The 24575-nt window shown below is 35.5% G+C and carries 31 protein-coding genes; 13 read left to right on the forward strand and 18 right to left on the reverse strand.

All coding sequences use genetic code 11. The annotated features are described in order from the left end of the window. The 6 genes from AVL50_RS10225 to AVL50_RS10245 all read left to right on the forward strand — a co-directional run. Nucleotides 1–2314: DUF935 family protein (locus AVL50_RS10225; RefSeq protein ID WP_062616405.1), on the forward strand; the 2314-nt coding region annotated here is incomplete at its 5' end. A gap of 164 nt (nt 2315–2478) precedes the next feature. Further along, the gene (locus AVL50_RS10230) at nt 2479–4341 is read left to right on the forward strand and encodes a phage tail tape measure protein (protein ID WP_062616406.1); all 1863 of its coding nucleotides are present in this window, start codon (nt 2479–2481) and stop codon (nt 4339–4341) included. Between the two features lie 22 nt (nt 4342–4363). After that, nucleotides 4364–4864 (forward strand): phage virion morphogenesis protein, encoded by a 501-nt coding sequence (locus AVL50_RS10235; protein WP_172826807.1) that lies wholly within the window; start codon nt 4364–4366, stop codon nt 4862–4864. Then, nucleotides 4864–5400: a hypothetical protein gene (locus AVL50_RS10240; RefSeq protein WP_062616408.1), complete on the forward strand. Its 537-nt coding sequence runs from the start codon at nt 4864–4866 to the stop codon at nt 5398–5400. Before AVL50_RS10235 ends, AVL50_RS10240 begins: the two co-directional genes overlap by 1 nt. Nucleotides 5401–5438: 38 nt before the next feature. Further along, complete coding sequence (locus tag AVL50_RS32945; protein ID WP_157491255.1) at nt 5439–5651, forward strand: hypothetical protein; 213 nt, start codon at nt 5439–5441, stop codon at nt 5649–5651. Nucleotides 5652–5756: 105 nt separating this feature from the next. Next, on the forward strand, nt 5757–5963 hold the full coding sequence (locus tag AVL50_RS10245) for a hypothetical protein (RefSeq protein WP_062616409.1): 207 nt from the start codon (nt 5757–5759) through the stop codon (nt 5961–5963). Nucleotides 5964–6007: 44 nt separating this feature from the next. Here the strand turns inward: AVL50_RS10245 and AVL50_RS10250 are convergent, their stop codons facing one another. Beyond that, nucleotides 6008–6511 (reverse strand): hypothetical protein, encoded by a 504-nt coding sequence (locus AVL50_RS10250; RefSeq protein WP_062616410.1) that lies wholly within the window; start codon nt 6509–6511, stop codon nt 6008–6010. 3 nt (nt 6512–6514) lie between these two features. Next, complete coding sequence (locus tag AVL50_RS10255; protein ID WP_062616411.1) at nt 6515–7717, reverse strand: ImmA/IrrE family metallo-endopeptidase; 1203 nt, start codon at nt 7715–7717, stop codon at nt 6515–6517. A 274-nt stretch (nt 7718–7991) separates the two neighbouring features. Here AVL50_RS10255 and AVL50_RS10260 point away from each other — a divergent pair, with 274 nt between their 5' ends. Then, nucleotides 7992–8378, forward strand: coding sequence for a hypothetical protein (locus AVL50_RS10260; RefSeq protein ID WP_062616412.1), 387 nt, complete (start codon nt 7992–7994; stop codon nt 8376–8378). A gap of 67 nt (nt 8379–8445) precedes the next feature. On the opposite strand, the gene AVL50_RS10265 is transcribed toward AVL50_RS10260, so the two are convergent. The 13 genes from AVL50_RS10265 to AVL50_RS10330 form a co-directional block, all read right to left on the reverse strand. Continuing rightward, on the reverse strand, nt 8446–8760 hold the full coding sequence (locus AVL50_RS10265) for a hypothetical protein (RefSeq protein ID WP_062616413.1): 315 nt from the start codon (nt 8758–8760) through the stop codon (nt 8446–8448). A gap of 3 nt (nt 8761–8763) precedes the next feature. After that, nucleotides 8764–8946 carry a hypothetical protein gene (locus AVL50_RS10270; protein WP_062616414.1) on the reverse strand — a complete coding sequence of 61 codons (183 nt, stop codon included), beginning with the start codon at nt 8944–8946 and terminating at the stop codon, nt 8764–8766. Then, nucleotides 8943–9281, reverse strand: a complete 339-nt coding sequence (locus AVL50_RS10275) for a hypothetical protein (RefSeq protein WP_062616415.1) — start codon at nt 9279–9281, stop codon at nt 8943–8945. Before AVL50_RS10275 ends, AVL50_RS10270 begins: the two co-directional genes overlap by 4 nt. Continuing rightward, nucleotides 9278–10009: a hypothetical protein gene (locus tag AVL50_RS10280; RefSeq protein WP_062616416.1), complete on the reverse strand. Its 732-nt coding sequence runs from the start codon at nt 10007–10009 to the stop codon at nt 9278–9280. Before AVL50_RS10280 ends, AVL50_RS10275 begins: the two co-directional genes overlap by 4 nt. After that, a complete protein-coding gene (locus AVL50_RS10285) occupies nt 9987–10274 on the reverse strand; it encodes a hypothetical protein (RefSeq protein ID WP_062616417.1) in 288 nt (95 codons plus the stop codon). Before AVL50_RS10285 ends, AVL50_RS10280 begins: the two co-directional genes overlap by 23 nt. A gap of 294 nt (nt 10275–10568) precedes the next feature. Next, a complete protein-coding gene (locus AVL50_RS10295) occupies nt 10569–10967 on the reverse strand; it encodes a hypothetical protein (RefSeq protein ID WP_062616419.1) in 399 nt (132 codons plus the stop codon). Nucleotides 10968–10979: 12 nt separating this feature from the next. Further along, entirely contained in the window at nt 10980–11615 is a 636-nt protein-coding gene (locus AVL50_RS10300) for a DUF3164 family protein (protein WP_062616420.1), read from the reverse strand. Between the two features lie 70 nt (nt 11616–11685). Then, nucleotides 11686–11976 carry a hypothetical protein gene (locus AVL50_RS10305; protein WP_062616421.1) on the reverse strand — a complete coding sequence of 97 codons (291 nt, stop codon included), beginning with the start codon at nt 11974–11976 and terminating at the stop codon, nt 11686–11688. A 47-nt stretch (nt 11977–12023) separates the two neighbouring features. Beyond that, nucleotides 12024–12509 (reverse strand): hypothetical protein, encoded by a 486-nt coding sequence (locus tag AVL50_RS10310; protein ID WP_062616422.1) that lies wholly within the window; start codon nt 12507–12509, stop codon nt 12024–12026. Between the two features lie 2 nt (nt 12510–12511). After that, the gene (locus tag AVL50_RS10315; protein WP_062616423.1) at nt 12512–12796 is read right to left on the reverse strand and encodes a hypothetical protein; all 285 of its coding nucleotides are present in this window, start codon (nt 12794–12796) and stop codon (nt 12512–12514) included. Nucleotides 12797–12830: 34 nt separating this feature from the next. Then, the gene (locus AVL50_RS10320) at nt 12831–13832 is read right to left on the reverse strand and encodes an ATP-binding protein (RefSeq protein ID WP_062616424.1); all 1002 of its coding nucleotides are present in this window, start codon (nt 13830–13832) and stop codon (nt 12831–12833) included. Continuing rightward, complete coding sequence (locus tag AVL50_RS10325; RefSeq protein ID WP_062616425.1) at nt 13810–16092, reverse strand: hypothetical protein; 2283 nt, start codon at nt 16090–16092, stop codon at nt 13810–13812. The genes AVL50_RS10320 and AVL50_RS10325 overlap by 23 nt, the downstream gene beginning before the upstream one ends. Continuing rightward, nucleotides 16079–16282: a hypothetical protein gene (locus AVL50_RS10330; RefSeq protein ID WP_062616426.1), complete on the reverse strand. Its 204-nt coding sequence runs from the start codon at nt 16280–16282 to the stop codon at nt 16079–16081. Before AVL50_RS10330 ends, AVL50_RS10325 begins: the two co-directional genes overlap by 14 nt. Nucleotides 16283–16410: 128 nt before the next feature. On the opposite strand from AVL50_RS10330, the gene AVL50_RS10335 reads away from it, so the two are divergent. The 4 genes from AVL50_RS10335 (at nt 16411) to AVL50_RS10350 (ending at nt 19901) form a co-directional block, all read left to right on the forward strand. Then, nucleotides 16411–17049: a S24 family peptidase gene (locus AVL50_RS10335; protein ID WP_172826808.1), complete on the forward strand. Its 639-nt coding sequence runs from the start codon at nt 16411–16413 to the stop codon at nt 17047–17049. A gap of 169 nt (nt 17050–17218) precedes the next feature. After that, a complete protein-coding gene (locus tag AVL50_RS10340) occupies nt 17219–17836 on the forward strand; it encodes a T9SS type A sorting domain-containing protein (protein ID WP_062616428.1) in 618 nt (205 codons plus the stop codon). Nucleotides 17837–18916: 1080 nt separating this feature from the next. Beyond that, complete coding sequence (locus AVL50_RS10345) at nt 18917–19369, forward strand: hypothetical protein (protein ID WP_157491256.1); 453 nt, start codon at nt 18917–18919, stop codon at nt 19367–19369. Between the two features lie 85 nt (nt 19370–19454). Then, complete coding sequence (locus AVL50_RS10350) at nt 19455–19901, forward strand: hypothetical protein (RefSeq protein ID WP_062616430.1); 447 nt, start codon at nt 19455–19457, stop codon at nt 19899–19901. A 70-nt stretch (nt 19902–19971) separates the two neighbouring features. Here the strand turns inward: AVL50_RS10350 and AVL50_RS10355 are convergent, their stop codons facing one another. Beyond that, complete coding sequence (locus AVL50_RS10355; protein WP_062616431.1) at nt 19972–20964, reverse strand: NAD-dependent epimerase/dehydratase family protein; 993 nt, start codon at nt 20962–20964, stop codon at nt 19972–19974. Beyond that, nucleotides 20957–21763, reverse strand: coding sequence for an SDR family oxidoreductase (locus tag AVL50_RS10360; RefSeq protein ID WP_062616432.1), 807 nt, complete (start codon nt 21761–21763; stop codon nt 20957–20959). Before AVL50_RS10360 ends, AVL50_RS10355 begins: the two co-directional genes overlap by 8 nt. Nucleotides 21764–22240: 477 nt before the next feature. Between AVL50_RS10360 and AVL50_RS10365 the strand changes: the two genes are divergently transcribed. Both AVL50_RS10365 and AVL50_RS10370 read left to right on the forward strand, forming a co-directional pair. After that, nucleotides 22241–22681: a hypothetical protein gene (locus AVL50_RS10365; RefSeq protein ID WP_062616433.1), complete on the forward strand. Its 441-nt coding sequence runs from the start codon at nt 22241–22243 to the stop codon at nt 22679–22681. Between the two features lie 619 nt (nt 22682–23300). After that, nucleotides 23301–23642 carry a hypothetical protein gene (locus tag AVL50_RS10370; protein ID WP_062616434.1) on the forward strand — a complete coding sequence of 114 codons (342 nt, stop codon included), beginning with the start codon at nt 23301–23303 and terminating at the stop codon, nt 23640–23642. Here the strand turns inward: AVL50_RS10370 and AVL50_RS10375 are convergent. Beyond that, complete coding sequence (locus tag AVL50_RS10375; protein WP_063850656.1) at nt 23637–24575, reverse strand: IS3 family transposase; 939 nt, start codon at nt 24573–24575, stop codon at nt 23637–23639. The genes AVL50_RS10370 and AVL50_RS10375 overlap by 6 nt on opposite strands.

Here is a 24575-nt window from a genome sequence, read left to right on the forward strand (position 1 = left end):
GAAGAATCTACTAAGAAAATACTTTATCACCCGGAACGGTGAAAAAGATGAAGAAGCGACAAAGCTATTCAATCAGCCTGCTATAAGACGCTTCTTCAAAATCGCATTGGAGTCACTATTCAAAGGAAACACTTTGACTGAAGTTAGCGAGATTGACGAGAAAGTAATCAGTGACTTTTTATTGATCCCCCGTGAAAATGTCGACACAAGAAAGAAAAAAGTCTATCTCAACGAAGATAAAAGCAAATGGATCAATTATGATGAAATCAGCTATAAGCCTTATGTGATCGAAATATTATCTCCTTATCATTTAGGTATCTTGAACAAAGTGGCTCCTTATGTGATTTGGAAACGCAATGCGATGCAGGCTTGGGCAGAATACACGGATATTTTTGGTATTCCTTTTCGTCATGCCACCACCAATTCAAAAAATCAAAAAGAGATTGATCAGGTGGAAATGATGCTGAAGGAAATGGGTAGCGCAGCTTATGGTGTTTTCCCAGTTGGTACAGAGGTGAAAATCGAAGGGAGTGCTCAACCTGACGCTTACAAGGTTTTTGATATGATGATACAAAGATCCAACTCTGAAATATCAAAAGCCATCAACTCCGTGACCATGCTTTCCGATGACGGTTCAAGTAAAAGTCAGTCAGAAGTACATGAACGTATGCAGGAGCGTTTAAGAAATTCCGATGGACTTTTTATTAAAGAAGTGGTCAACTACAAGTTAATCCCACTTTTGATCACACACGGTATTTTACCGGAAGGATCAGAGTTCGATTGGGACAACACGCAGGCACTAACCAAGGAAAAGCAATGGGAAATCACAAAGGAGCTGTTGCGTACACATAAAATCCCTACAGATTGGTTAAGTACGAATTTCAATATCCCTATTGAGGGAGAAAAAGAAGCACAGGTAAATTTTCCCAAGGGGAGTAATGAGTCAAAAGCATTACTCCCGAACAAGGATTTAAAAGCGGTTTACACACCTATTAAGATGCAATTAAACCTTCCTGATTATCCTAAACAGGGATGTTGCAGTGGATTGCATAATAGTGAGTTTTCAGAGTCCGAGGAAATCAAAAAAGCCACAGCTGACATTCTAAAAGCCTACAAAAAGGGAAAAGAACTCTCAATGACCGACAAACACGCTTACCAATTGGGAGTGGCTACCGCAAAGGAATTATACCAGGTACTTTTATCTGAATGGAACGACAGGCTTCAAAAAGTACACAACGTCTATAATGCTCCAGACCATAAAGCGGTGATGGCAATGGAAACAAACCTATTTCATTTCAGCTTTGCGAAAAGCAATTCTGCATTAATAGAACTGAACAACTTATTAGTACAGGAAGACGGAAAGGTGACGCCTTATGAAGATTTCCGCTACGAAGCGAAAAAGCTCCTTTCAAGGTACAACAAAAACTATCTGAGAGTCGAATACGGCAAAACAATAGCCGTAGGTCAAAACGCTTCCTCTTACTTTGAAATGATGGACAATGAAACAAAGTCCGCTTATCCTTATGCAAAGTATACCACCGTAGGTGATAGCAGAGTAAGAGACAAACACCGCCTGCTCGATGGATTGGTATTCAAAAAGGATGAAACTTCTTGGAGAAAGTTTATAGGACCCAATGGTCATGGATGCCGTTGTGAGATAGAGGACTTTACGGACGGTATTCCTCCGGAAATCAGTAATGGAAGTGATGTCATTGCTCTTTTAGGGGAAGATTACGACAAAATGAAAAAACAAGGGTTTGCCGTCAATTTCGCAGATCAGAAAGAAGTTTTCACTCAAAATCAGCTTTATATCAAGAATTGGGAAATTGGCGATTCTATCAATGAATTGAATGCCAAGACCTTTGACCGTAAGAAGGTGGAAGACCTAATGAAGGCTTCCAAGAACACTCTTCCTTTTGACCAAGGTATCAATGAAGAAGATATTGCGGATCTGTTTTTAGAAGACACAGTACTCAAAGGGATGCCCTTCAGGGACTACAACGGCAGACTTCTAAAGCTAACTGCAAAAGACTTCAAGCGACACACGAAAGGGAAATATATTAAAACTCCGCAATTGAGACATCAGTTATTTCACTTGGTCGAAGAAGTATTGAATAATCCAGACGAGGTATGGCTTTACAATTTGAACCAAGGCAGACCGATGAACAACAGGTACGTGAAGTTTTATAACGATAGAGTGATGATTGTAGAAACAGAAATTTCCTCGAGCGGTGAATACTTTATCAGAACTTGGTATCCAAATCAAGGGAAAAAGAGTTTGGAGGATTTCAGAGTGGGAATTCCGATAAAATAAAAAAGGCTTCAAAATGAAGCCCTTGGTGATTTTAACAGGGGTATTACTTTCTAAGGCGGTTATCCAAAGCGTATCTCGTGCGTTGGTCGTCACCAGCCAGACGCGCACTACGTTGACAAGTCAACCCTGCATAACAAAGATACACAATTTCAATAATTTATAAAATGTCAAAACGAAAAATACAGGTTATCCTTGATCTGAAAGACCGGCTTTCTAAAGGAATAACCAAAGCCAAAAATAAGGTCAATAAGACCGTTGACGGCTTGAATAGGAAGATTGGCAGTTTTAAAGCAAAAAACATGGAGATGTTTTCGGCAATTTCCTCAGAGATTCCCGGAGTAGGTCGGGCTTTGGAACTGCTCTCCAATCCGTATGTTGCAGGAGCCGTGGCAGTCGCCGGCATGATTGTCGGCGTAGTGAAATTGACAGGACACCTTATGAACTTGAGTAAGGAAACGAAAACAGTTCAGACGGACATCAGCACTACAATGGGACTGACTGGCAATGCACTGAAAGAAGCAACTGCCGATTCGCAGGCACTCACCAAAGTCTTTAATGTGGATAGAAGGGAGCTGATCAACTCCGCTAATGCCATGAGTAAAGAGTTTGGCATTTCGGCAAAGGAGTCAATGGGAATAGTCGAAAATGCTTTGATCGCTACCAATGGAGTGATTGACCTTGATCAGTTTCGAGAGTATTCTACACAAATGAAAGCTGTAGGTATGAATGCCGATCAAATGGCGGGATTAGTAGCAAAAGCCTTCAAAGATGGCGTCTATCAAGACAAAGCAATTGATTCGATCAAAGAAGCGAACTTAAGATTGAAAGAAATGCCCAAAGCAACTCAGGAGTCTTTAAGTGCATTGGGGTTGAATGCTGACGAGATTCAAAAAGGACTAAAAACGGGAGCCTTATCAACGATTGATGCAATAAAGATGGTCAGTCAAAAACTGGGAGAATCTTCCGGACAAACCAGACAATCTGCAATTGCTAATATTTTTGGATCACCGGGGGAAGATGCAGGGGAAAAATTCCTCACCTCTTTAGCTACTGCTGAGTTCAGCATGAAAAAGATGATCAATTTGCAAGATCCTTTTATCCAAAAGCAAAAAGAACGCTTAGGGTTGGAAAAAGAGCTTTCAATGAAAATACAGGCTTTTTCGGGTGATTTCAATAAGCTTTCAAATGTATTCCAAGTAGCTTGGCTCAAGGCAAAGATCTTGTTTTATGACGGCATTGGAAGAGGCATTGCTTATGTAAAAGAAATGTTCGCTCCTTTAGTTTCTGCACTCAATACCTTTTTTCAATATGATATAGCGGTGGCAGGAATATTACTGCAAACGGTATTCAATAAGTTGAAATTCCTTTTTAATGGAATATTGGAAATCATAAGGATAGTGGTTTCTGCGGTTACTGGGTTTATCAATCTTTTTAATTTCGCGAGGAAAATGCTCTTCCAATTTGTGAACTGGGTCTATGAGGTATCCGGAACAAAATCAATACTGCACAAACTTTTCGGTCTAGATGAGTCAGACTCCATCACCAGTAAGATTAAAGAGATATTTGATGGTATCGCCATCCGACTGGAAGGACTGACGGGGTTAGCAAAAAAATCATTGGATGTAATCAATTATGGTATTAGAGGAGAATTTTCAAAAGCGAAAAGCGGTTATGCAGAACTGAAAACAGGATTGAAAGATGTATTGTCTGATGATTATGTCAAAAGACAAAAAGCATTGCGAAACCCAACAGTGGAGAAAGTAACCCAAGGGAAAAAGAATGTCAATGATTTAATATCGCATTATGACAACACTTCTATTAGTGGCGGTTCTGCTTCCAATCCTGATACTATAGCAGACAAGGCGAAAGCTTCCCACAATATCACAGTCAATGCCAATTTCAAGGGTGCGGAGCAAATTACCGTACATCAAGAAAATGGAGATGACAGTCAAGTCAATGACATGTTGGATATGATGGAGGAGATGTTTGTAAGAGCACTTAATAATTATGTAAGGGGTTATGGATGATCTTAGGAAATTAACAAAGGAAATGGAGGAACTGTCAAAACTACATCGGCAGTTCCCTACCATAGCCGGAACGGAAGGGAAAGCTTTTTTCAAGGAGCGTTTTCGTGCTCAGAATTGGATTGACACACATACCGAGCCGTGGAAGCCCCGCAAAGATCCAAAAGGAAAACACAAAGGGAAAGCGATATTGGTACAGTCAGGAGCACTGAAAAGAAGCATCAAAGTACTGCACAAAGACAGAAGTCACGTGATTATAGGCAGTGCCAATATACCTTACGCCCAAGTGCACAATGAGGGATTTAGAGGAAAAGTAAAGCAGACCGTAAAAGCCCACACAAGACGAAAACACCAACGAGCTTTAAGAAACGGAAAAACGGTGAGCTTCCTTCCTCAAAAGGTAAAACAATATTCCAGAACGCTAAATATGAACATTCCGAAACGTCAGTTTATTGGCGACAGCGCTTATTTAGGAAAACGACTGGAAAGAAAACTGAATGCTAGAATTCTAAAAATAATAAAGTAATGCTTGAGATTTACAACGCTATTAAAGCACGTTTAAAGGAGCGTGAAGACCTGTTTAAACAGTTGGATCTTCCACCCGTAAAACACATCGACTATGACAAAGGGCAATACCTCAGTCCACAGGATTTTGAGATATTCCCAATGCCGGCACTTTTCTATACCTACAATGCCACATGGAGAAACAAGCCGGGCAATACTCAAATAGGAACAGCCACGGTAGACCTGAAGATTGTAATGCCTACTTCTGCTAGTATTGCACTCAATAGCTCTTCTATATTACAAGCGGAAGAAGTGCTGAATTATCACAAAGTGGTACATGCAAGCCTGCAAGGGTTATCCACAAATGAGGTAAGTCCACTGCGTAGAACACAAAGCGGTGATGATCCAAGCCCAGTAGGTCTACATATTCATAATATCACCTACACCGCAGAAGTGACAGACAATTCCACTCATCTTTTAGAAGGGTATGTGGATACAGAAATTGAAGATTTAAATATTAATGGAAAGGTAGGAGCAATAGAATTTTTAATTGAATAACCCCAATCGTGTATTATTTTATTGCGTAATTTTACACTATGACGGCATTATCAACCAGAAAAATTAACAGTGAACTGAGGTACCACGCCCTCCAAGAACGCTTTGATGAGCTGTACAACAAAAAACGACTTCGGCATGATGATGTTCTCCTTCAATTGGTCAATGAGTTTTATGTTGGAGAGGAAAGCATTCGGCGTATTCTTCGAAAAAGACTAATTCCAAAGGAACAGCTTTTAAGGTGTAAAAAATAAGGCTACTTGCAGGGTGCAAGTAGTCTTACTTTTTTTCTCTCTGAAAGTCAATTGTTAACGTGTAATTAATAGTAAATATTTACCAACCATTTAAAACCTTGAAAAATGGGAGAAATAGCCGATGAACGTGGTGATATCTGTGATCAAATTTGTGAGTATCTGAAAATTGATGAGAATGCATACGATGCAATATTTGGAGATTGTATAGCTGGAGCACTTGAACCAAGCCTTATTACAGTCGAAAATAATATAAAACTTAATAAGTACATTATAGAAGATGGTACTTTAAAAGTTAAAGACGACACCATTTAAACAAAAAGGCTACTTACATAAAATAATGTAAGTAGCCTTTTTAATTAGATTACATAAAAATCATCCTCATTTATATATCCTTCTTCAATGCTTAATTGTTTAAATGATAGCATTAGTTCAAAATAATCAGGATGACCATAATCTTTAAGCCATTTGTATAAAGTATCTAATACTTTATAATGCCTGTGAGTGGGAGCAAACCTTGCATCACCTCCAATTTTCTTGCCTTTTATTTTTTCTAAACCTTCTCTTAAATAATAGTTTTTGAGTTCTCTAATATTTTCAGAGATTTCTTTGTCTTCAATAGGTAATTTGCTAATTAACCTTTGTACTTTATAGAAATAATAATAGCTCTTCTTCTGATCTGAAAAAGCAGGAAGTTCAGTCACTTCATTCTCCAACTCTTGATCAATAGACTTGATTAATTCCTCATCTGTAAGTTCTACATCTACTGAACTTGGGAATGGAATCATACCATCATTAATTATTGTATCTATCAAGCTGTTTACTTCAGCTAACTTATTTTCAAAATTCTTATCTTTTTCCATTGTTTAATATTGGTTATATACTTGCTTTAAAGGTTCTACAACTTTCTCTATGTCATATTTCATTCCTAGAGAATGTACTTTAAGATTTTTTACTGCTATATCTGAAGGTATCAGATAATTATTTTTAAGGTTAAACTTTTTATAATCTTTACTATTAAAATGTAGATGTCTTCCATAAATGATAGAAGGATGAATACTTAGACGGAATGCTAATTTCTCTATAAAATCTTTTCTATTAATTCTTGTTTTAGCTGTTTGATAGAGTTTATCAGAAAGGATTTGTTCAGATGCCCAATTGTCTGCTCTTTCTTCCATAAATAGAATATCAGGTTGAGATGGGTCTGTAATATGATATGGTGTTGATAAAAAAGTATCAAAATCATATAATGAATGATATAGTTCATGAAATAAAGTAAACCATATCGTATCATACCTTTTTTGAAAATTAGTAAGAACGATATAAGGTTTATTATCACGGACAAATGTAGCACCTCTCACAGTTGATTTAGGCTGATACTCTTGAATAATTACAGTTATTCCTAATTGCCATAAAGCCACACAAGCTGCTAGAAGTCCTTTTTCAGGATTTGCAATACATTTTTTTATATTTGGTAAAATAGCTTGTACTTTTTGAGGGTCAAAAGGATTAGGGTTACTTAAAAATTTTGCTTGTTTCAGTGCACATAGCTTCCAAATTTTAAAACTAGTTTCACTTGGAGATAGTTTTGCTTTACTGAATAAAATAGACTCATAATCTTTAATTGATAAGATGGAATCAATTTTAAAAAACTCCTCTAATCTCAGAATTATTTTATCTAAATCTTTAGTTTGTTCAATTAGCCCAAGTTTTTTTAACTCCTTCAAATCAAAGTTTGAAGCAACAAAACTTCTTTTTTCTGCTTGAATTATTTCATTATTCTTTACAATATCTAAGCCATCAATATATTCTTGAAGGATTTGTTGAGTACTAATATTAAGTACTTTGCTAAGCTTAATAACTAGAAAAATATCAATTTTTTGAGCATCATTCTCCAAAATTCTTCTCAAAGTAGGTCTAGTAATACCTAGTATTACACAAAACCGTTCTTCAGAAATAGAGAACTCTTCACAATAATCCCTTATTCTTCCAATTAATCCTTTAGGTGCACTATCAAATAAAACATTGTATGCTTGTTCTAATAAACGCTCTTGTTCCTTTTCATTCATATCTGTATAATTTTATACAAAAAAAGGTATTAATAATTACATATTCAAGTTTTTTATTTAAATAAATGTATAAAATTATACAGAAAACTCACTTTAAAATGAAGTATCACCTCAATTATAATCATTTCTTTTCTGTAGTAGAGTAGGTCGTTATTTGTTGACAAAATTAATGCCTTGATAATTAATACTTTATTATAATACTTAATCTTAAAATCAACTTTTATTTATTACTACCGTAGATAGCCTTAAGTTAACATTAACAAATCAATTAAAAATGAATAAACAACAACAAGATATAGCTTGGAACAAACTCAAACCTTTAGGTAAGAAAGACCCATTCTTGTGGAGACAAGATCAATGTGGTGCAGCTATATATAGATACTCATATGGAAAAACAACTGCTTTTGGATGGGAAGTCGATCATATTTACCCTAAAGGTCTTCAAGGTAATATTACGAAAAAAGCTGTCAATGGTATCAATAATAGCTATAATTTAATAGCTATGCATTGGAAGAATAACAAGTCTAAAAGTATAAATTATCCCTCTTTCAATAGTGCAGTTACATATGATAGTAAAAAACGTGCAAATGTTAATAGTAACAAGAATTTCACTGTTAATATATTGGTTCAAGTTATTTTAAGGTTAATATTTGGAATATAAGTAAATTAAAAAAGGTTACCTCTCATAAGAAGGTAACCTTTTTTACCATTATTGAACTTTATATCTATCAATTAAAAACCACATCTACATCAGCTCCAATCTCCAAGTCTACTCTTTCAGAATAAGGGCTAAACGTTCCTTGTTTTACTTTCCATTCCTTCAGCTCTTTATTTCCCCTTTTGAGATTATGGGTGATGTACCATTTTGTTTTATTGTTATCGACTTTTTTGGTGGTACACATTATAGTACAACTTAGCTCTTCGCTGTTAAACTCAATTGTACCTTCTTTCACAATGTCCTGTACTTTTCTACTCCCAGCAGGAGTTTTGAAAATCAACTCTCCAGTAGAAGAGCCATAAATTCTTATTTTCTTTTTTTTCATGATTTAAGAGGGATTAGTTCTGTAATAATCAAGTTGACTTAAAAAGAGCTTTCTTTGACGCTTCAAAAATGCAATCTCTGATTTCAGCTCTTTTTGTCTGCCTTTTGAAGTCGAGATCTGAACAAACCAATTGGCTCGTTCTAATCTCTTGTCTATTCTTGCGATTTCTTTTTGTTCTAGTGTCATGACAGCAATGGGTTGTAAAACTGTATACTTCTATAGCCATCCAACTCTCTTTCTAAATTGTATTTCTTATCTAAGAGCTTATCATAATTTTTGTGTTGAAGATGAAACTTCCTTTCATATAGATCCTGCTTACTTCTTAAATCAAAAATTTTATCATCCCGCTCTTTTAACTTCTTCAAAGTTTTAGGAGTTGGTGCTTGCAAAAGATCAATTATCTCTTGAGTTGCTTCTAGTTTCATAGAGAGGTAATCTGCATTTAACTCATCATTGATTTTTTGGATAGCCTTTTCACACCGTTTGATGGATTCTTGAACAACCTTCTGAAAAATTTTCATACCGTTCTAAATTTATTTGCTAAAACATTCATTTGCTGTTGTACCTTTTCCTCCTGCTCCCCGGAGGCTTGGGGTTGTTTCGGGGGAGCTTTGTTCTCTGGAGCACCTTTTACCCAGTTTCTTTTTCCTCCCGACTTATCCAATCTATACCCTGCATTTCTGAGTTTACGCCAGTACTCTTGTAGTGCTTTTCCTTCTAGGTTTGACTCTAATTGAGCATCAGGAACGATCGCAGGTTCTTTGGTGCCGTTTTTCAACTGGGCCACAAGGCGTTTTAAAGTGTTCTGAATTTCGGGTCGGCAAAATTCAGTTACTGTTTTACCTTGCATATTCCACTCTGAAGATTCGAGATACATCTTTATTTCATCGTCGGTTGTCTCTACGAGCATCAGCATACCAGCTTCTTTCTTTGACATTTTGTACTTGATGCCTATCATCTCCAGATAAATCCTTGTCCAGTCTGAGATATAGTTAAAGGTGCGTGTGTTGAGTGCTTTGTCTGGTGAAAGCTCCTTGACTTGGAAGTACTGACAGGCTTCAACTTTTTTAAGTGTCTTAGGTAAAGCATTAAACAACATTTCCATTGCTTCCTCTTGTAAATACTTTCCTTTGCTCTTCAATGTGACCTCCATTGTCTGTAATTCGCCCGTTTCTCTATATCCAATAACGACTCTACCTATTACACCTTTCTTGCGGGATTTGAATTCAAACTTTCTTCCTTTCTTCATAACTTCTCGCTAAAGGTGGACTGATAATTTTCAATGCTTGCTGAGGACTTCCGTTTTTAAACAGCTTGTAAGCATCGTTTAATCTTCCGTAAGAAGCACTGTTCAATCTTTCCAACAGAACGTCCTGTTGTCTACCAGATGGGAAAGAAGGTTTATAAAAGCGGTGCATCTCTGATACCATACACCAAGAACTTACAGAAGTGTCTCTTTTGAAGTCAGGACCGACAATTTTGCGGTAACCTCTTTGGGGTTGTATTGCTTTCATTATAATTGTATTACGATTTGATTATTCCAATTCCTCAACTCGTTATTAAATTCATAATCTATGGGTACGCCTTCTTTAGCATGAAAGTATTCATATATAGCTCTTCGAAATGCAATAGCTTCATGCTCTTTAAGTTTGAAGGAGTTCGATTTAAACGAGCACTTATTTAATGAGGGGTTTAGCATTAAATCTTTTAGAATAGACCTTTCCAAGACACCTAAACCATAGCACATTTTTGATTGAACAACATTTTTAATAAATGATTGAAACCAAAACACTTGATTTACTTCAAGTTTAATTTTTTTCATTTCGGGCTCTTAATTGAAAGATCAACTCATCAAGTTCTTTGAGGTTGTAACTGTATAGTTTCTTTTTGTAAACCCCGTACTGGAGTAGGAACTGGTCAAACTTTTTATAATCTAACCTTGAAGCTCCTTTGCGGTCTGTATAGGTATAACCTAGCTCTCCCATTAAAGCATAAACTATTTTCAGCTTTCTGTCATGTTTAGGCTTTAATTTGTTTTTTTCTTGCTCCAAGCACACTGTAAGTGCTTTAAATTCATCTTTTGTCAACCCTCTGATGGAGTCAGTTCTTTGATTGGAAAAAGATAGGAGAATTGTTTTCTCCTGATCTCTCCAACCTAAAAAGCCTAACAAAAAGAAGAAGTGAGCATAAGGATTTTTCTTTGCCATAGTTAGACTCCCTTAGTCACCCTTTTCTAAAACTTCCTCTGGAACTGGAAGGCTTGCAAAATCAAGAGTGATATTATCATAGCCTCCATATTTATTCTTTTCTCTCACATAGAAATAGAATCTTGCATACCTTTCGGTATATGCTTCATTAAATAATTCAACAGCTTCCATAAGCACTTTATCATTATTCAATTGTGCATGGTTTGCAATCTTTTGAATTTTCTGATAATCAAACTTTCCATTGTTATTTTTATCTAAAAGATCAACAATGAAACCCGATTGCCCTTCATCAGAAAACTCACTCCTAATCCAGTCCCTTACCTTCTCAGCTCCAAGTTCTGCACGTTCATCGTATTCTTTTACAAGATTCATTTTAAACTCAATCTTGTGTTTAGAGCCAATAAGAGAACAATTCTTTTGCCCTTTTTTTACTTCACCATATTCTTCCATTACATCAATAAAAGCTGTAATGTCCTTAAATGCTTCAGTTTTTAAAGCGATAAGTTCTTTCTGTTTTGCCTTGAATTTCGCAACCCATTCTTCAAGTAGATCTTGTTTTAGGGCTTCATAAGACATCCTTTTAGAACTAACTTCTTTTTGCTTTTTCGCCTGTAGTTCTTCTAATAATTTTTCTTCTTCCTGCGTCATTTTTAATAGATTTTTGAGTGTGAGCGTAGACTGACTACGCTACACACAGTAACAAAATTTTCAATCAACTTTAGTTCATCGCGTTATCGATGTTGGGCTTTAGTTGGTTGTTTGCTTCCATCAGGGCAAAGGCTTCTTTGAATGCCTTATACCTTTCTTCTGAAAATAAATCGACTTCCTTACAAGTCATTGTCCCGGCACTGGCTCCTTCAAATTCCAAGGGGAGTACACTGTATACTATTCTTTCGGTATCGTAGTCATAGTATAAACCATTAACTTCTACCTTTTGAAAATTTTCCCCATTGAAGAAATAAGCCGTCTGTCTTGGACAATACGTGTTTAGGATTCCTGTTCCCGTCATTGCTTTATAAAGTTTACTAATTTCACATTACTCATCAGACTTACACATTAGGTCAAGGTGTTTTCTCGAAGCTCTTTTATAAGCGCTGTTAGCTTTTTTTGATGTTCTCCCTCAATACCCCCTTCAATGCATGTGATGAATATTTCGTTAATAATATTAGAGATCTTAGAATCGTTCCGGTGATCTCTAAAATAGTTCTTGCGGTTATAGTTTTCTGCCCAGTCGCGCACTTCAAATGCTTCTTCTGAGTTGATTTTACTGCACAACACTACCACTCCTGTTCTTGTAAATGCAGTGGTGGTCTGCATCCCCCCGTTAGTTTTTACTTTGATATAATCCCAATGTTTGTACCTTTCCAACAGGTGCAAATAATTGTTCTTATACGTCTTGATCTTATCCTTTGCCTCTTTCCCTGGTCTAAAACCCAGTGCTTTTCCTAACTCGGAGTTAGTGATAAAAAAATTGTCTAATTCTTCGTGAACGTAAATGCCTACTTGAACACCTTTACGTGGATATACCGTAATTTCTTTCATTGTTATTTTTCTTTTCTTACACCGAGTTCGTTTAACATATCATCTACTGAAACACTCGCCGAATTGGGCGTTAAGGTGACTACACCTTTTGAATTGCAGTAGAGCTTTAAACCTTTGATCAACTCCAGCTCTCCTTGCGGTGCCAAGGTTGGATTCTTTCTCACTTGCTCTATGATCATGTCAAGTACTTTCTTTTGTTCATCCCTAGTTCTTTCTATTTCGGATTGATACAACTTGAAGGAGTTCACCAGTTCGTGAAAGCTCACCTCTTTTTTTTTCTTAGTCATTTTTATGTAGTGGGGGGATAAGTTAATTCTTGAGTTATTTATTGATCTGCTGTTTTAATCGCAGGTCTTTTATGTAGTCAATCGTTCTTCTCATATCTCCTCTAAACTTATTGTTGTAGAAGGCTAGAAGCTGTTTGTCTGTCTTCGTTTCCGAAATATCAAAGTGCTTTAAAGCCTGTTTAATACTGTTTAAATAATCAGTATCTCTTGCTTTTAGGAAGCTCTCTGTTGTTTTGTAATCCTCTGGCATGATTTCCATATTGAATTCATTTGACCCAAAACGGGAGAATATCTGAGGGAAAAACATCTTCTCATTATCATGCTTCATCTTCAGCCAGTTGTAATAGCTAACACCACTACGGGGAGCACCGATCAGTACAATACCGCATACACCTTTCAACTCATCCGTAAGTGTTTTGATGGTCTTGTAGTTTTTCAGTGAAAGGTTTTCGGCCTCATCGATAATCAGAAGAGGATTTGCATCCAACTGGATCAACTTATCAATCACCATTTTAGTGAGCTTGTACGTTGTGCCTTTTGCAGGAATACGCTTGTCGGTCTTGGTGTCCATTTGCGTAAGCCCCAGTTCTTTCACAAACAACCCTACAAACTCCTTTTGTGTCAATGTACCGTTACAAGTGATCAGAAAAGTATGCTGTATTCCTTTCTTGCCGTGCTTGTTGTATTTTTCTGAAGCAAAGGTTTTGCCTGCTCCCGTTTTTCCATTCAGCACAAGAAAGGAGCTGTTGTGTCTTGCGATGTTAAAACAGTTGACTGCCTCTTTGTAAGCTTTGTTTTCAATCACGCAATCGCCATCCAAATACTGTTTAATCAATGTAAACTTTGAATCATTGATCTTTGAAGGTTCAGGTTTACCTGTATTGATTTCGTACTTGCCATCTTTGATATGATTCAAGTGAAGTCCTGCTTTTGTTGCTTTCTGCAAGTACTTCCAATGCAAACCTGTCTTAGCTTGAAATTCTTTAAGTTCCTTTGTGAGCTCTTGTTTCTGCTCAAGTGTCCATGTCGCTGTCATTGTCTTCGTCGTTTTCTAGGTTTCTAAAATACTCATACATCTTATCGGCTTCAGTAGGGGCGGTATCTTCCTCCAAAAGTGTTTCTTCTTCTTCATACACTTCCATTTCATCCTCATCAAAATCGTAATGTACTTTTTGATTTTCCCCTTCCCTTATACTCCCCTCAGAGGGGGTGCTGGCCAATTCTTCTAAATAATCCGATTCAGCAAGTGATTGCTCTTCTTTGCTCATGCAATTCCAAGCTACCTGATGCCCATCGTACCTGTAATTTAGATCCTCCTGTTTGTCCATAACTTCTTTACGTTGTTCCCTTCGGGTTTTAAGTCGGCGTTCGATTAAGTCTTTATCACCTTCCTCAAAATCGTAAATTGCCCTTTTGGTCATTTTGGTAGAGGTAGCCCATGCAATAAATTTCTGATTTTCATTGAAAAGAGCTATTCGTTTTTTATCTAAATCGTTGACGTTGTATTTCACTTTGAATTTTAAACCTGTATACTTCTGAAGGAACCTCTGATCAATTTCCCCTTCAGTATCCAGTACCTCGTAATTGAACGTTTTCTTACCAAATGTGAGTGCAATGCCATGATTATAGAAAGTAATATCAGATGCTTCTTTGAATGATGGCAGTTTACCCTGTTTACGCATCCTGTCATTCACCTTATATTCCCAGAATAGATGCATATTTTCTTTTTCGCCTAACCAACGGAAATCAACATAATCAGGGCTGTCATTGTAGCGTTCATTTGGTGATTTATCATCCACTCCCTGTTTCAGTGCGTTCCATATTCTCATATCTTCCTCAAACTGAGACATGGCTTCTGCCAGTGTTCCGAAGGTTTTCTGATATTTCTCCAGCTTGTCGACATTTAAACGGGAACGATCTGATTTTGCTAATACATTTTGCCCTGTAAAATTGATATGACGGGACATGATATAACGTTGCATTCTGCCAAATACACTTTCTATGATTTTTGACTTAGGATTGCGTGCCTTGGCATTAAAAGCAACCATTACTTCACTTGCTCCTTGGAAGGCTAATTTGTTGGCTGAATCACCATCATAAAGCAACTGATAAGGGAGCGTGTTTCCGGTACTTGCAATTGACTTTGATAAGGCTTCACGGATCACATAAGCATTCTCACCATTGGTACTGAAAGAGTAACCAAGTATTCTCTCTGAGTGAGCATCAAGAATAACGTACACGTCCAGTCTTGCTTTTGTTTTACCTCCCTCACGGTAGTAATAATTGACCTTGGTGCCATCCGCTACCCAAAGGGCATTTCTTACAGAAGGTTTGAAGGTGATATTGGTGTGCTCAAACTTGTTTTGCCAAGCCGAAAAACCATGATGAATAGCATACCAGAAGTATTGTATAGAAGGCAGGTTCACTCTGTCTCTGAAAGACCTAATTTTCACTTCTTCTTTACCTTTTTGAACTCTGATGCGGTTAAAGGTAGCACAAGCATCTTTTACCGTTGGTTTTCGTGGGTCTGACATCAGTTTGATAATCATTTGATCATCATCCACATCGTACTTCAAGCTGTTGGTATTGCCATACTGACTTAGGAACATTCCTGCACCTTCTTGCTCATATCTTTTGATATTTCTTAAAAGTACCTGGTCATTATCGGAGAGCTTGAGTTTTACATCATAAGCCAGTTCATATTGCTTGGATGCCTTCACTACCAACGTTCTAAAATCGGCAGGTCTGTGATACTCTTCATCAAAGCGTTTGCGAAGCATCAGTTTGTCATCTGAAACAAGCAAACTATAAAACATGCATCGTGCCTGTAGCTCCTTGAGCTTATCCGCCGGTAGACTCCCTTTGGTGTCATAAACCAACTCGCCCGTATCAAAATCAACTCTTGGTTGTTCAATTACATAACTGTCAAATACATCACTATCACGTTTTGATAGTGCGGGAAGCAAATCCAAAATCTTTGTGACCAAATAGTCTTGTTTTCGGTCTCTTTTGAGATTGTTTGCTTGCCTTTCTTTGTCGAGAAGTAAAGCCCAAACCTGATCTTCAGACGGTGGATTGTAACGCTTCGGGATGCTTGTCAATAAGACTAAGTTTTTCCGCTTGTCTGTGGGGTCTTTGCGGTTGATCCATGTGGTGGAGTTGGATTTGCGTTGTCTTAAAACTCCTTTTTTAATAGCTCCTAAACTAACTCTTAACAAATCAGTTGCGAAGTTCCAAGATACCCATATTTCGGAATCAATAACTTTTACTTCTGATACGAAGCTATTCAAGCTCATTCAGCAATTGTTCTTGTCTCTTGTCTACTGATTTTCTTTCATCATTATAAACAAGCATCTTAAAATAATCTGTACGGTTCATTTTCTGCGATTTTGCTTTTCGATCTAGGATCGTCAAAAAGTCTCCATCAACCTTGAAATTGATTTGCTTTTTTTCCTTACCAGAAGGGATTTTGTTTTTAACAGTCATGATAGTATATTTAAAATCTACATGAATTATATACAATGTGTATATATTATCTACATCACAAATATTCGTACTTTAGTTCTAATAAACAAACTATAGTTCGATTATTTCTCAAACTAAAGCATAACAAATTGATTATCAATCGAGTAAAAACTATAATAGAGAAAGAGAATTTAAGTGTCAATGCTTTCTCAAAGCTAATAGATGTTAGTGAAGCAAGGATTAGGAAAGCGATTAAAGAAAGTTCGGATATAAGTTCGAGTATTATTTCAAAAATCATTCAACAATTTCCGAACTATAGTTCGAGATGGGTGTTAACCGGAGAGGGAAACATGCTATTAACTAATAATCAAAATCACTTAGATGCAACAAATGGGGTTTTAGTTCCATTTTATGGTTCAAAAGCAAGTGCAGGACATGGCTTGGATTTAACAAATGACTTTATAGAAGAAATAATCCCAATCCAATTCGCAAAAGAGGGAGATATGGGTATACAAGTTTACGGTGACAGTATGCTTCCTTCAATTTCTAACAAAGACTATATTATTGTTAGGGATTATGATTTTGCTAGTTACCAATTGTTTGGACAAATTCATGTTTTTGTTACTGAAGATGGTGTTTTGTGTAAAGTTCTTAAAGAAATTGATGATGAAGGAAATGTAATTCTGGAAAGTCTAAATACTTCTTATAAAGACATCAGGTTACCAAGCGATAAAGTATATAAAGTGTACTTAGCTGTTGGAAAGGTTTCATTTGATAAATTCATCTAATTATTTATTTGTCCACCCATTTGTCCACCTAAATGTCCACCCATTTGTCTACCTAAATTCATATTCTTTGATTTGCGTATTGAAATAGGTAGCTTTAAGAGAAAGTTAAAGCCTTCTTAAATGAGGGCTTTTTTTGAATTAATTAAACTTAATCAAACTGCAATTTAAAATGAAACTAAGACTCTTACTCTTCTTTTTAACTATCTCTTTTGGTGTACAGGCTCAAAATAAAAATATTAAGTACGAAAGGAGAACAGAAAAAGACTCATTAGGAAACGTATGGGGCTATATAGACTATGTATATGATGAATTGAATAGAGTTTCTGAAGTGAAATACCGTACTAGCACTGAAGCTATTAGCAGTAGATATACATATACTTATACTGATGATACTATTCTTGAAAATTACTACCGCAAGGACTATCCACAACCTACTGGGTACTTTACTTACACAGGCGTCAAAGAAGACGGATCTTCCATAAACTTACTCCTAGATCGCATAGAAGCCCTAGAATCAAGACTTTCCCAGTTAGAAGGAGACAACATCACTTCCAGTACATCCACTGCCCGCAAGGTTACACTCTTCCCCAATCCTACATCCACCACATTCACCATTCCGAACGGTTTCCGTTTCATCTCTATCAACAACCATGAGGGACAAAAAGTAGCCATAAACAGCCTCTCAAGCTATAAAAAGGACATTTCAGCACTTCCATCAGGTGTTTATATTGTTTTACTGGAAGACGCAGAAGGGAGGGTTTATAGTGAGAAGGTTTTGAAGCAGTAAACCTACTTTACAGCTCTTTTCAGTCAAAAAACACTACCTTTAAGACACATTCGGACAGAATCGAGGTATTTAGGACAAAAAACTGCCACCTCAGGACACGTTCGGACAAGAGTACATTCCGTTTGGCAAAGGGTGTATTTCTCTGGATACCAAAAAAGGGCGCTGATACTATCAAAAACGAAACGTTTCTTTTCTTTTTTTTTTTTTCTCCTTTATATCTTTTTATATGCCCCCTTTAAGGTAGAAGAAGTTTGTATGATATAATGCCTGATGAATTTAAATATAACTGGAATCATCCGTATTATATAAAACTTTCTTTTTATGAACCATTTTATATCAATGAGGCATCTGATTGATATTCCCCACTGTTGATAATCAAGAACCTTTTTATAACTTTAAGAAGAAGAAGGGAGATAGGTTCTCAAAGCCAAAAGCAATACAATATTCTATTATTTTTAAAGGTTATACAAAATATTTTCTATAGGAACAAAGCAAACTATCTTTCTAAATAATAAGATGAAGTTTAAAAAGGTTTGAAGCTGAATCTCTCAAAAAAAGATTATTATCTTTTCCACTTAGACAGTCCGAACTAGTGGGGTAACTATAGTCAAAGACTACCTCCTAATTATAATAGTGATATGATTGATGCTAGTTTAAAGTTTGGTACAATATTGAAAATCCTAAAATTGCATACATGAATATACCTCCTCGATAGTCTTAAATTGCAAATTCATACCTTTATCTATTCTTATTATAGAAAGTTGTTTTTTTGAGACCAATAGGGGATTTAATGTATCTCTATCTGGTTGAGATTGTCACTCTCCTAAAGGTGAGGTGTTCACCCTTATAAGGGAAGCGATCACGACATGTAAAGGGGAAAGAGATGTACCTACTAAGGGTGAAGAGTGTCACATTATAAGGTGAGCACCTGCGCCCATTTTTTACTTACTATTTGTAATTTGGAAACCTTCTCATCAGCAACATATTAATATGAAAGAAAGTGAAAAATTAATAAAAGCATAAGGAGCTATTTAGAGTGGCGACCTAATTGATAACGTAAATAGTTTTAAGAATTAGAGTATGAAAAATCTGTTTGTTTTAATATTTCTATTGTTGAATATTGAAAATGAAATTGTTGTTACAGAGTACATAAGCAAATCAAATGAAATATTTAAAATTGAGAAGAAATGTCTCTTTATGAAAGAGAATGGTATTTATAAATACTATTATAAAAGTGATACTTTAACTGTAACATATGATAGCAATTATCTGTTAATTCAAAGTTTAGATGAAATTAATAAATATGTATTAGAAGAAGATATCAATTTGCTTTTAGATAACTCTACTGAGAAAATTTTAATTTTTAGAACAGATAAAATTGAAAATATTGACAGAAATGTCAAAGTAGTTTTTTCAGAAAGATATGGAATTATTATGATATCAAATTCATCTTGGAATACTCATATTATGTATAATGAAGATGATGAAGTAGTCAATACTATTCAAAAATTTATATTAATTAATAAGAATTGAAAAATTCATTCACTCCGCATCCAGTATAGGATATTACTAAGTTAAATTAGGTAGTTTTTATTTCATTGAACACAAAAAAAGTAGAATGAGGTTTATTTTAATTATCATGTTTTTTTCAAATTATACCTACGCTCAGCTTTATGATATTGAGGATATTGATATGAAAGAAGTGGGAGTTGTTACGCTAAGAAAACCAATATTGGTTTTCCGAAAAGAAGGAGGTAAATATGTAACTTATATTACTGAAAAAAAGTCAATTAAAACGATTGATAATAAAAAATATTTCGATATAAACCATCATAGAAGAAATGATAAATTCACAAACAAGAGGAAAAGAAAAGGTCAAATTATTTATACTATTAAACCTAAAAATAAGAAGTTAAGAAACAAGCAAGGTATATATAAATTTATTGAATATGAGATAAGTTTGGTTGAATATAATATTGTGAATTATGGTTTTGATATGTCTCAATGTTTAAAAGAAGGTGACTATAGTGAAATATTAAATGTTTTAATAATTGATGATAAATAAAGGTTGATCTTACCATACAGTAGTTTAAGTATTATCATAAATAAGTTATAACCATCAATACCTCAATACCTCAATATCCATTCCTCCCATACCAAACCAAAGCCTCCTCAATACTCTCCCCAACATCCGTTTGATTCATGCCTAGTTCTCGTATCGCTTTTTGATTTGAAAAGTAATTATCCAGCGTCAATAACCTTAAGTTGGAAGAATGGAATGGGACTTGAATGCCGAATATTTTTTTAATACCAAAAGCAAGGGTTCCAAGAAGGGAGAAAAGAAGCTTAGGAATTGGTATTAATAGCCCCTTTTTTTGAGTACTTTGATGGACCATTTCGAAGAATGTACGGTAGGTGAGGTTTTCTCCTGAAAGTAAATAGCAACTTCCTTTTTTCCCTTTTGTCAAACTTTGAATAATGGCTTTGGCGACTTCTTTTACGGCTACAAAGCTTTTTCCTCCAGGAGGGTAAAAAGTGATTTTGTGTTTTGAACCATACAATAATAACACTCCGCTAGAAGGACCTGCATCTCTTTCGCCAAGCATAAAAGTAGGTGCAACGATAAGAGCGTCTAAATTGTCATTTTGAACACGGTTTATTATTTCTTGCTGTGCTAAGTATTTGCTGTAGGCATAAGGGACATCTTTAAGCCAATCCATAAAAGGAGAGTTTTCATGACCGGGTTTCTCTAAGGTGCCGTTGGTAAAACAGTTGGCAGTGCTGACAAAAACTAAACGTTTGATTTTGTGTTTTAAACACAATGATGCAATTGCTACTGTGACATCAATATTTATTTTCTGGTAGGGAGAGAAGTCGTTGATGTTTTGTTTGGTCAGTGCGGCACTATGAATCACATAATCACATGTTTTGATTACTTTTTCAAGGTCATTATTATTAGTGATTTCCCCTTCAAAAATTTCACAATTCAAGCCTTCTAAAGACAAACGGTTACATGATGAACGGATCATTGCTACTGGGTGGTAGTTGTCACTATCCAATAAATGCTTGACAATATTGGCTCCTAAAAGTCCATTTGCTCCAGTTACTAAAACTCTTTCCTTACGCATAACTCATCATTTCTTTTAATACATTTTTTCTGAAAATTCTCAAGCGGATGGCATTCGGGCATACTCTAAAAAACAGACGGCTTATTTTACCAGCCATGCCAGGGATAATTTCGGTTTTCCCTTCCAAAAGTTCTTTCATGCAGATTTTAGCCACTTCTTCAGCAGTCAAAATGGTTTGTTTGACCAGTTCATTGTGGTTGTTGATACGCTCAGAAACTTCTTTGTTGGTGGGCATTCCACCGGGGTATGCCACGCTCACCTGAATGTTGGTGTCTTCTAGTTCAGTTGCAAGACCAACGGAAAAAGAACGCACAAACGCTTTGGAGGCAGGGTAGACGGTTTTGAAAGGCATCGCCCCAAAAGAGGCCATACTTGAGATGTTAAGAACATGCGCCTTAGAGTGTTTTTTAAGTAAAGGTAAAAGTCCTCTGGTCAGTAAAACCAATGCTCTGATATTTAAGGATAAAATGCTGTCAATATAATTCTCTGAAGCTTCCTGAAATCGTTTTGTACCTCCAATTCCTGCATTATTGATCAGCATATCTACACGGTACAAATGCGTGATGGTTGAAATGAGTTCATGTAGTTCAGTTTCCTTACTCAAGTCAATTTCATAACAGCAAACATCTATAGCATACATTTCGATCAAGTATTTTCTGAATTCTTGAATTCCTTCATTCGGAAGCGAAATCAAGATAAGGTTTCTCCCTCTCTCAGCACATTCAAACGCCAAAGCTTTCCCCAGTCCTTGACTAGCGCCCGTAATCACAGTATGTGTTATTAATTTAATTTCTTTCATGATTGATAAATTGAGATTTCTTCCCAAAAGCCCATAATTTCAATTATGGGTCTACGTAACATTCTTCCCTTAAAAAAGTATGCTACTTTGTCCTAATACTTAAATGATGATGCAAAACTAAATCATAGAAATACTGAGAAGGTTTGAAATCTTTTCAGTTGTGGAAAATGATTTTTCAATTGTAGAAGAAAAGGGTTTAGTTGTTCAGTAGCTTTAAATGAAAGTGTTTGTGTTATAATGAGATTGATTAAGACACTTTCTTAATAAATTGTCAATATTGAAAATTGACCTTTATCTTCTATTTATTACATTAAGATCTGTATGTAAAGTACATATTCTATAGATCAGTCTACCTACTTGTTTTTGGAACCAATATTGATATTGCCTTACCCTAAGTGTATTTTAATATAGCAACATAGTTTCAGTATTACTGATTCCCCAACTATGTTCAATTTTTTAGTTTAATGATTTAAAACGATGAAACGTTCATTTTTAATTTTTGTACTACTAATTTTATCTGTAAGTGCATACTCGCAAATCAACTTCAAAGGTTATGTTATTGGAAAAGAAATTCCAGAGAATAAACCAAGCTCCACTAATATGTCTTTTGCAGGTCATTATGGACATTTTGAAGCAAAAACTAATCAACAAGGAGTAATCACCAGTATCTCATTTGAACCTAAAAAAAGTGGCACTCCAACCTTGTTAACAAAGGGAGAAGTTCAAAAATTCATCACTTCTTTAAAACATTATTTTAGAGTTGATATGAAAAGAGAAAGTAAAGGGCAAAGTGGAGTTTTTAATGGAAAACATAATGATTGTAATTTCAAAGTAAATTACGAACATAAGCAGTTTAGTAATGGTAGTTATTATCATATTGACTTACTAATCCACAATCCTAAATATCAGTCTATTTAGAGAAGAATGAAGAGTGAAGGAAAATGGGCTGTAAAGTGGTTTTTATGGCCCATTTTTCTTAATTCTTCCTTAAAAAAAACACTTTTCCTTAGTATTAATAAATACAGTTTGTCAATCATTCTACTCACTGATAGTACCATATTAATAATTGATAGATGGGTGTGTTTAATAATCTAGTAGGGGAGGCTAATCTTTCGGTCAATAAATCAATTGTCCTTTTTTTGTAGTGAATTACAAATAGAAGAAATTAACCTTTTCTATAACAGTTAAAGTCTTAATCTGATACAGATACATAATAGGTATTACTTAGAGTATGTTTGAAACATCTTTTTTAATAAAAATCCATCCTTTCAGAACGTGAGTTTATTTATTTTATCAACTATTGAACCACAATTTTCTCTGGAATTAATTTCCTCATAACCTAAAATGGAGTTTTTTTAATTCTAAAATATATATTTCAAACATGCTCTTATTGACTAATTTTGGAATCAATATTGATAAGAACATATCCTAAATGGATTTTAAACAGTTGAACTAAAAAACTACTTAATAAAGTGACATAGTTTCAGTAGGACTGATTCCCCGACTATGTTCATTTTTATTCTAAATAAATTAAACTATGAAGCGTTCATTTTTTATTCTTGTACTATTACTTTTATCTGCAAGTACATACTCACAAATCAACTTCAATGGTTATATTATTGGAGAAGAAGTTCCATTAAATAAGTCTAGCGTTGCGAAAATGCCTTTTGGAGGTCACTATGGACATTTTGAAGCGCAAACAAATCAAGAGGGGATAATTACCGGTGTTACATTTCAACCCCAAAAAAGTAAAACTTCTAGATTGTTAACAAAGGGTGAGTATAGTTACCCCACTAGTTTGGACTGTCTAAGTGGAAAAGATAATTATCTTTTTTTGAGAGATTCAGCTTCAAACCTTTTATTAAAACCCATTTTATGATTTGTCAAGGCTGGTCTGTGTTGCGCCTGCGGCAGACCATTCATCTTGGCCTTTACAACTCATAGAATGTGGTTTTTCTTTTGGTTTTGAGCTTGTGTCTCGGCGACCCTTCTCAAAGATATAGAAAGGTTTTTGATTATCAATTGAACTATGTCGTCTTTCGTGATTATAGTAAGACATATATTCTATTACCCCTAAAGCTAACTGATGGCCATTACTATAAGAATGTTTATATATTTTCTCATATTTCAAACTTCGCCAAAAACGCTCTATAAATATATTATCAGTTGCTCTTCCTTTACCATCCATACTGATGGTTACACTTTGACTAATCAAGTACTCTGTAAATACATCACTTGTAAATTGAGCCCCTTGATCTGTATTGACAATTTCCGGTGCTCCATGCTCTTCTATACATTCCTGTATCGTCTCTTTGCACCATTCCGCTTCCATTGTATTGGAAAGAGACCAGCCTACAATGTAACGGCTGTGTATATCAATTACAGCCATTAAATACATAAAACCCTTTTCCATTGGAATGTAGGTGATATCGGTTGCCCATACTTGATTTACTTTATTAATGACCATATTACGAAGGAGATAGGGATACTTTTTGTGCTCTTTTATCCCTTTTGAAGTATGAGGACCAGGAATAAGTGCCTGCAGGTCCATCATACGGTATAATCGGGCGATACGTTTATGGTTGACTAACATTCCCTGATCCAGACGCAACCAAGTAGTCATACTCGGAACCCCCATGTGAGGATGCTTTGTATACTGCTGATCTATGATCTTCATTAACTCAAGGTTTTGTGCGGACTCTCCTTTTGGTTTATAATAATAACTAGATTTTTGTAAACCTAATAGCTGACATTGACGTGTGATGCTTAGCTCTGGATGAGCCTTGTCGACAATTTTTCTCCGTTCTGACAA

This window comes from Flammeovirga sp. SJP92 (assembly GCF_001583495.1).
In the GTDB taxonomy this organism is placed as follows: domain Bacteria; phylum Bacteroidota; class Bacteroidia; order Cytophagales; family Flammeovirgaceae; genus Flammeovirga.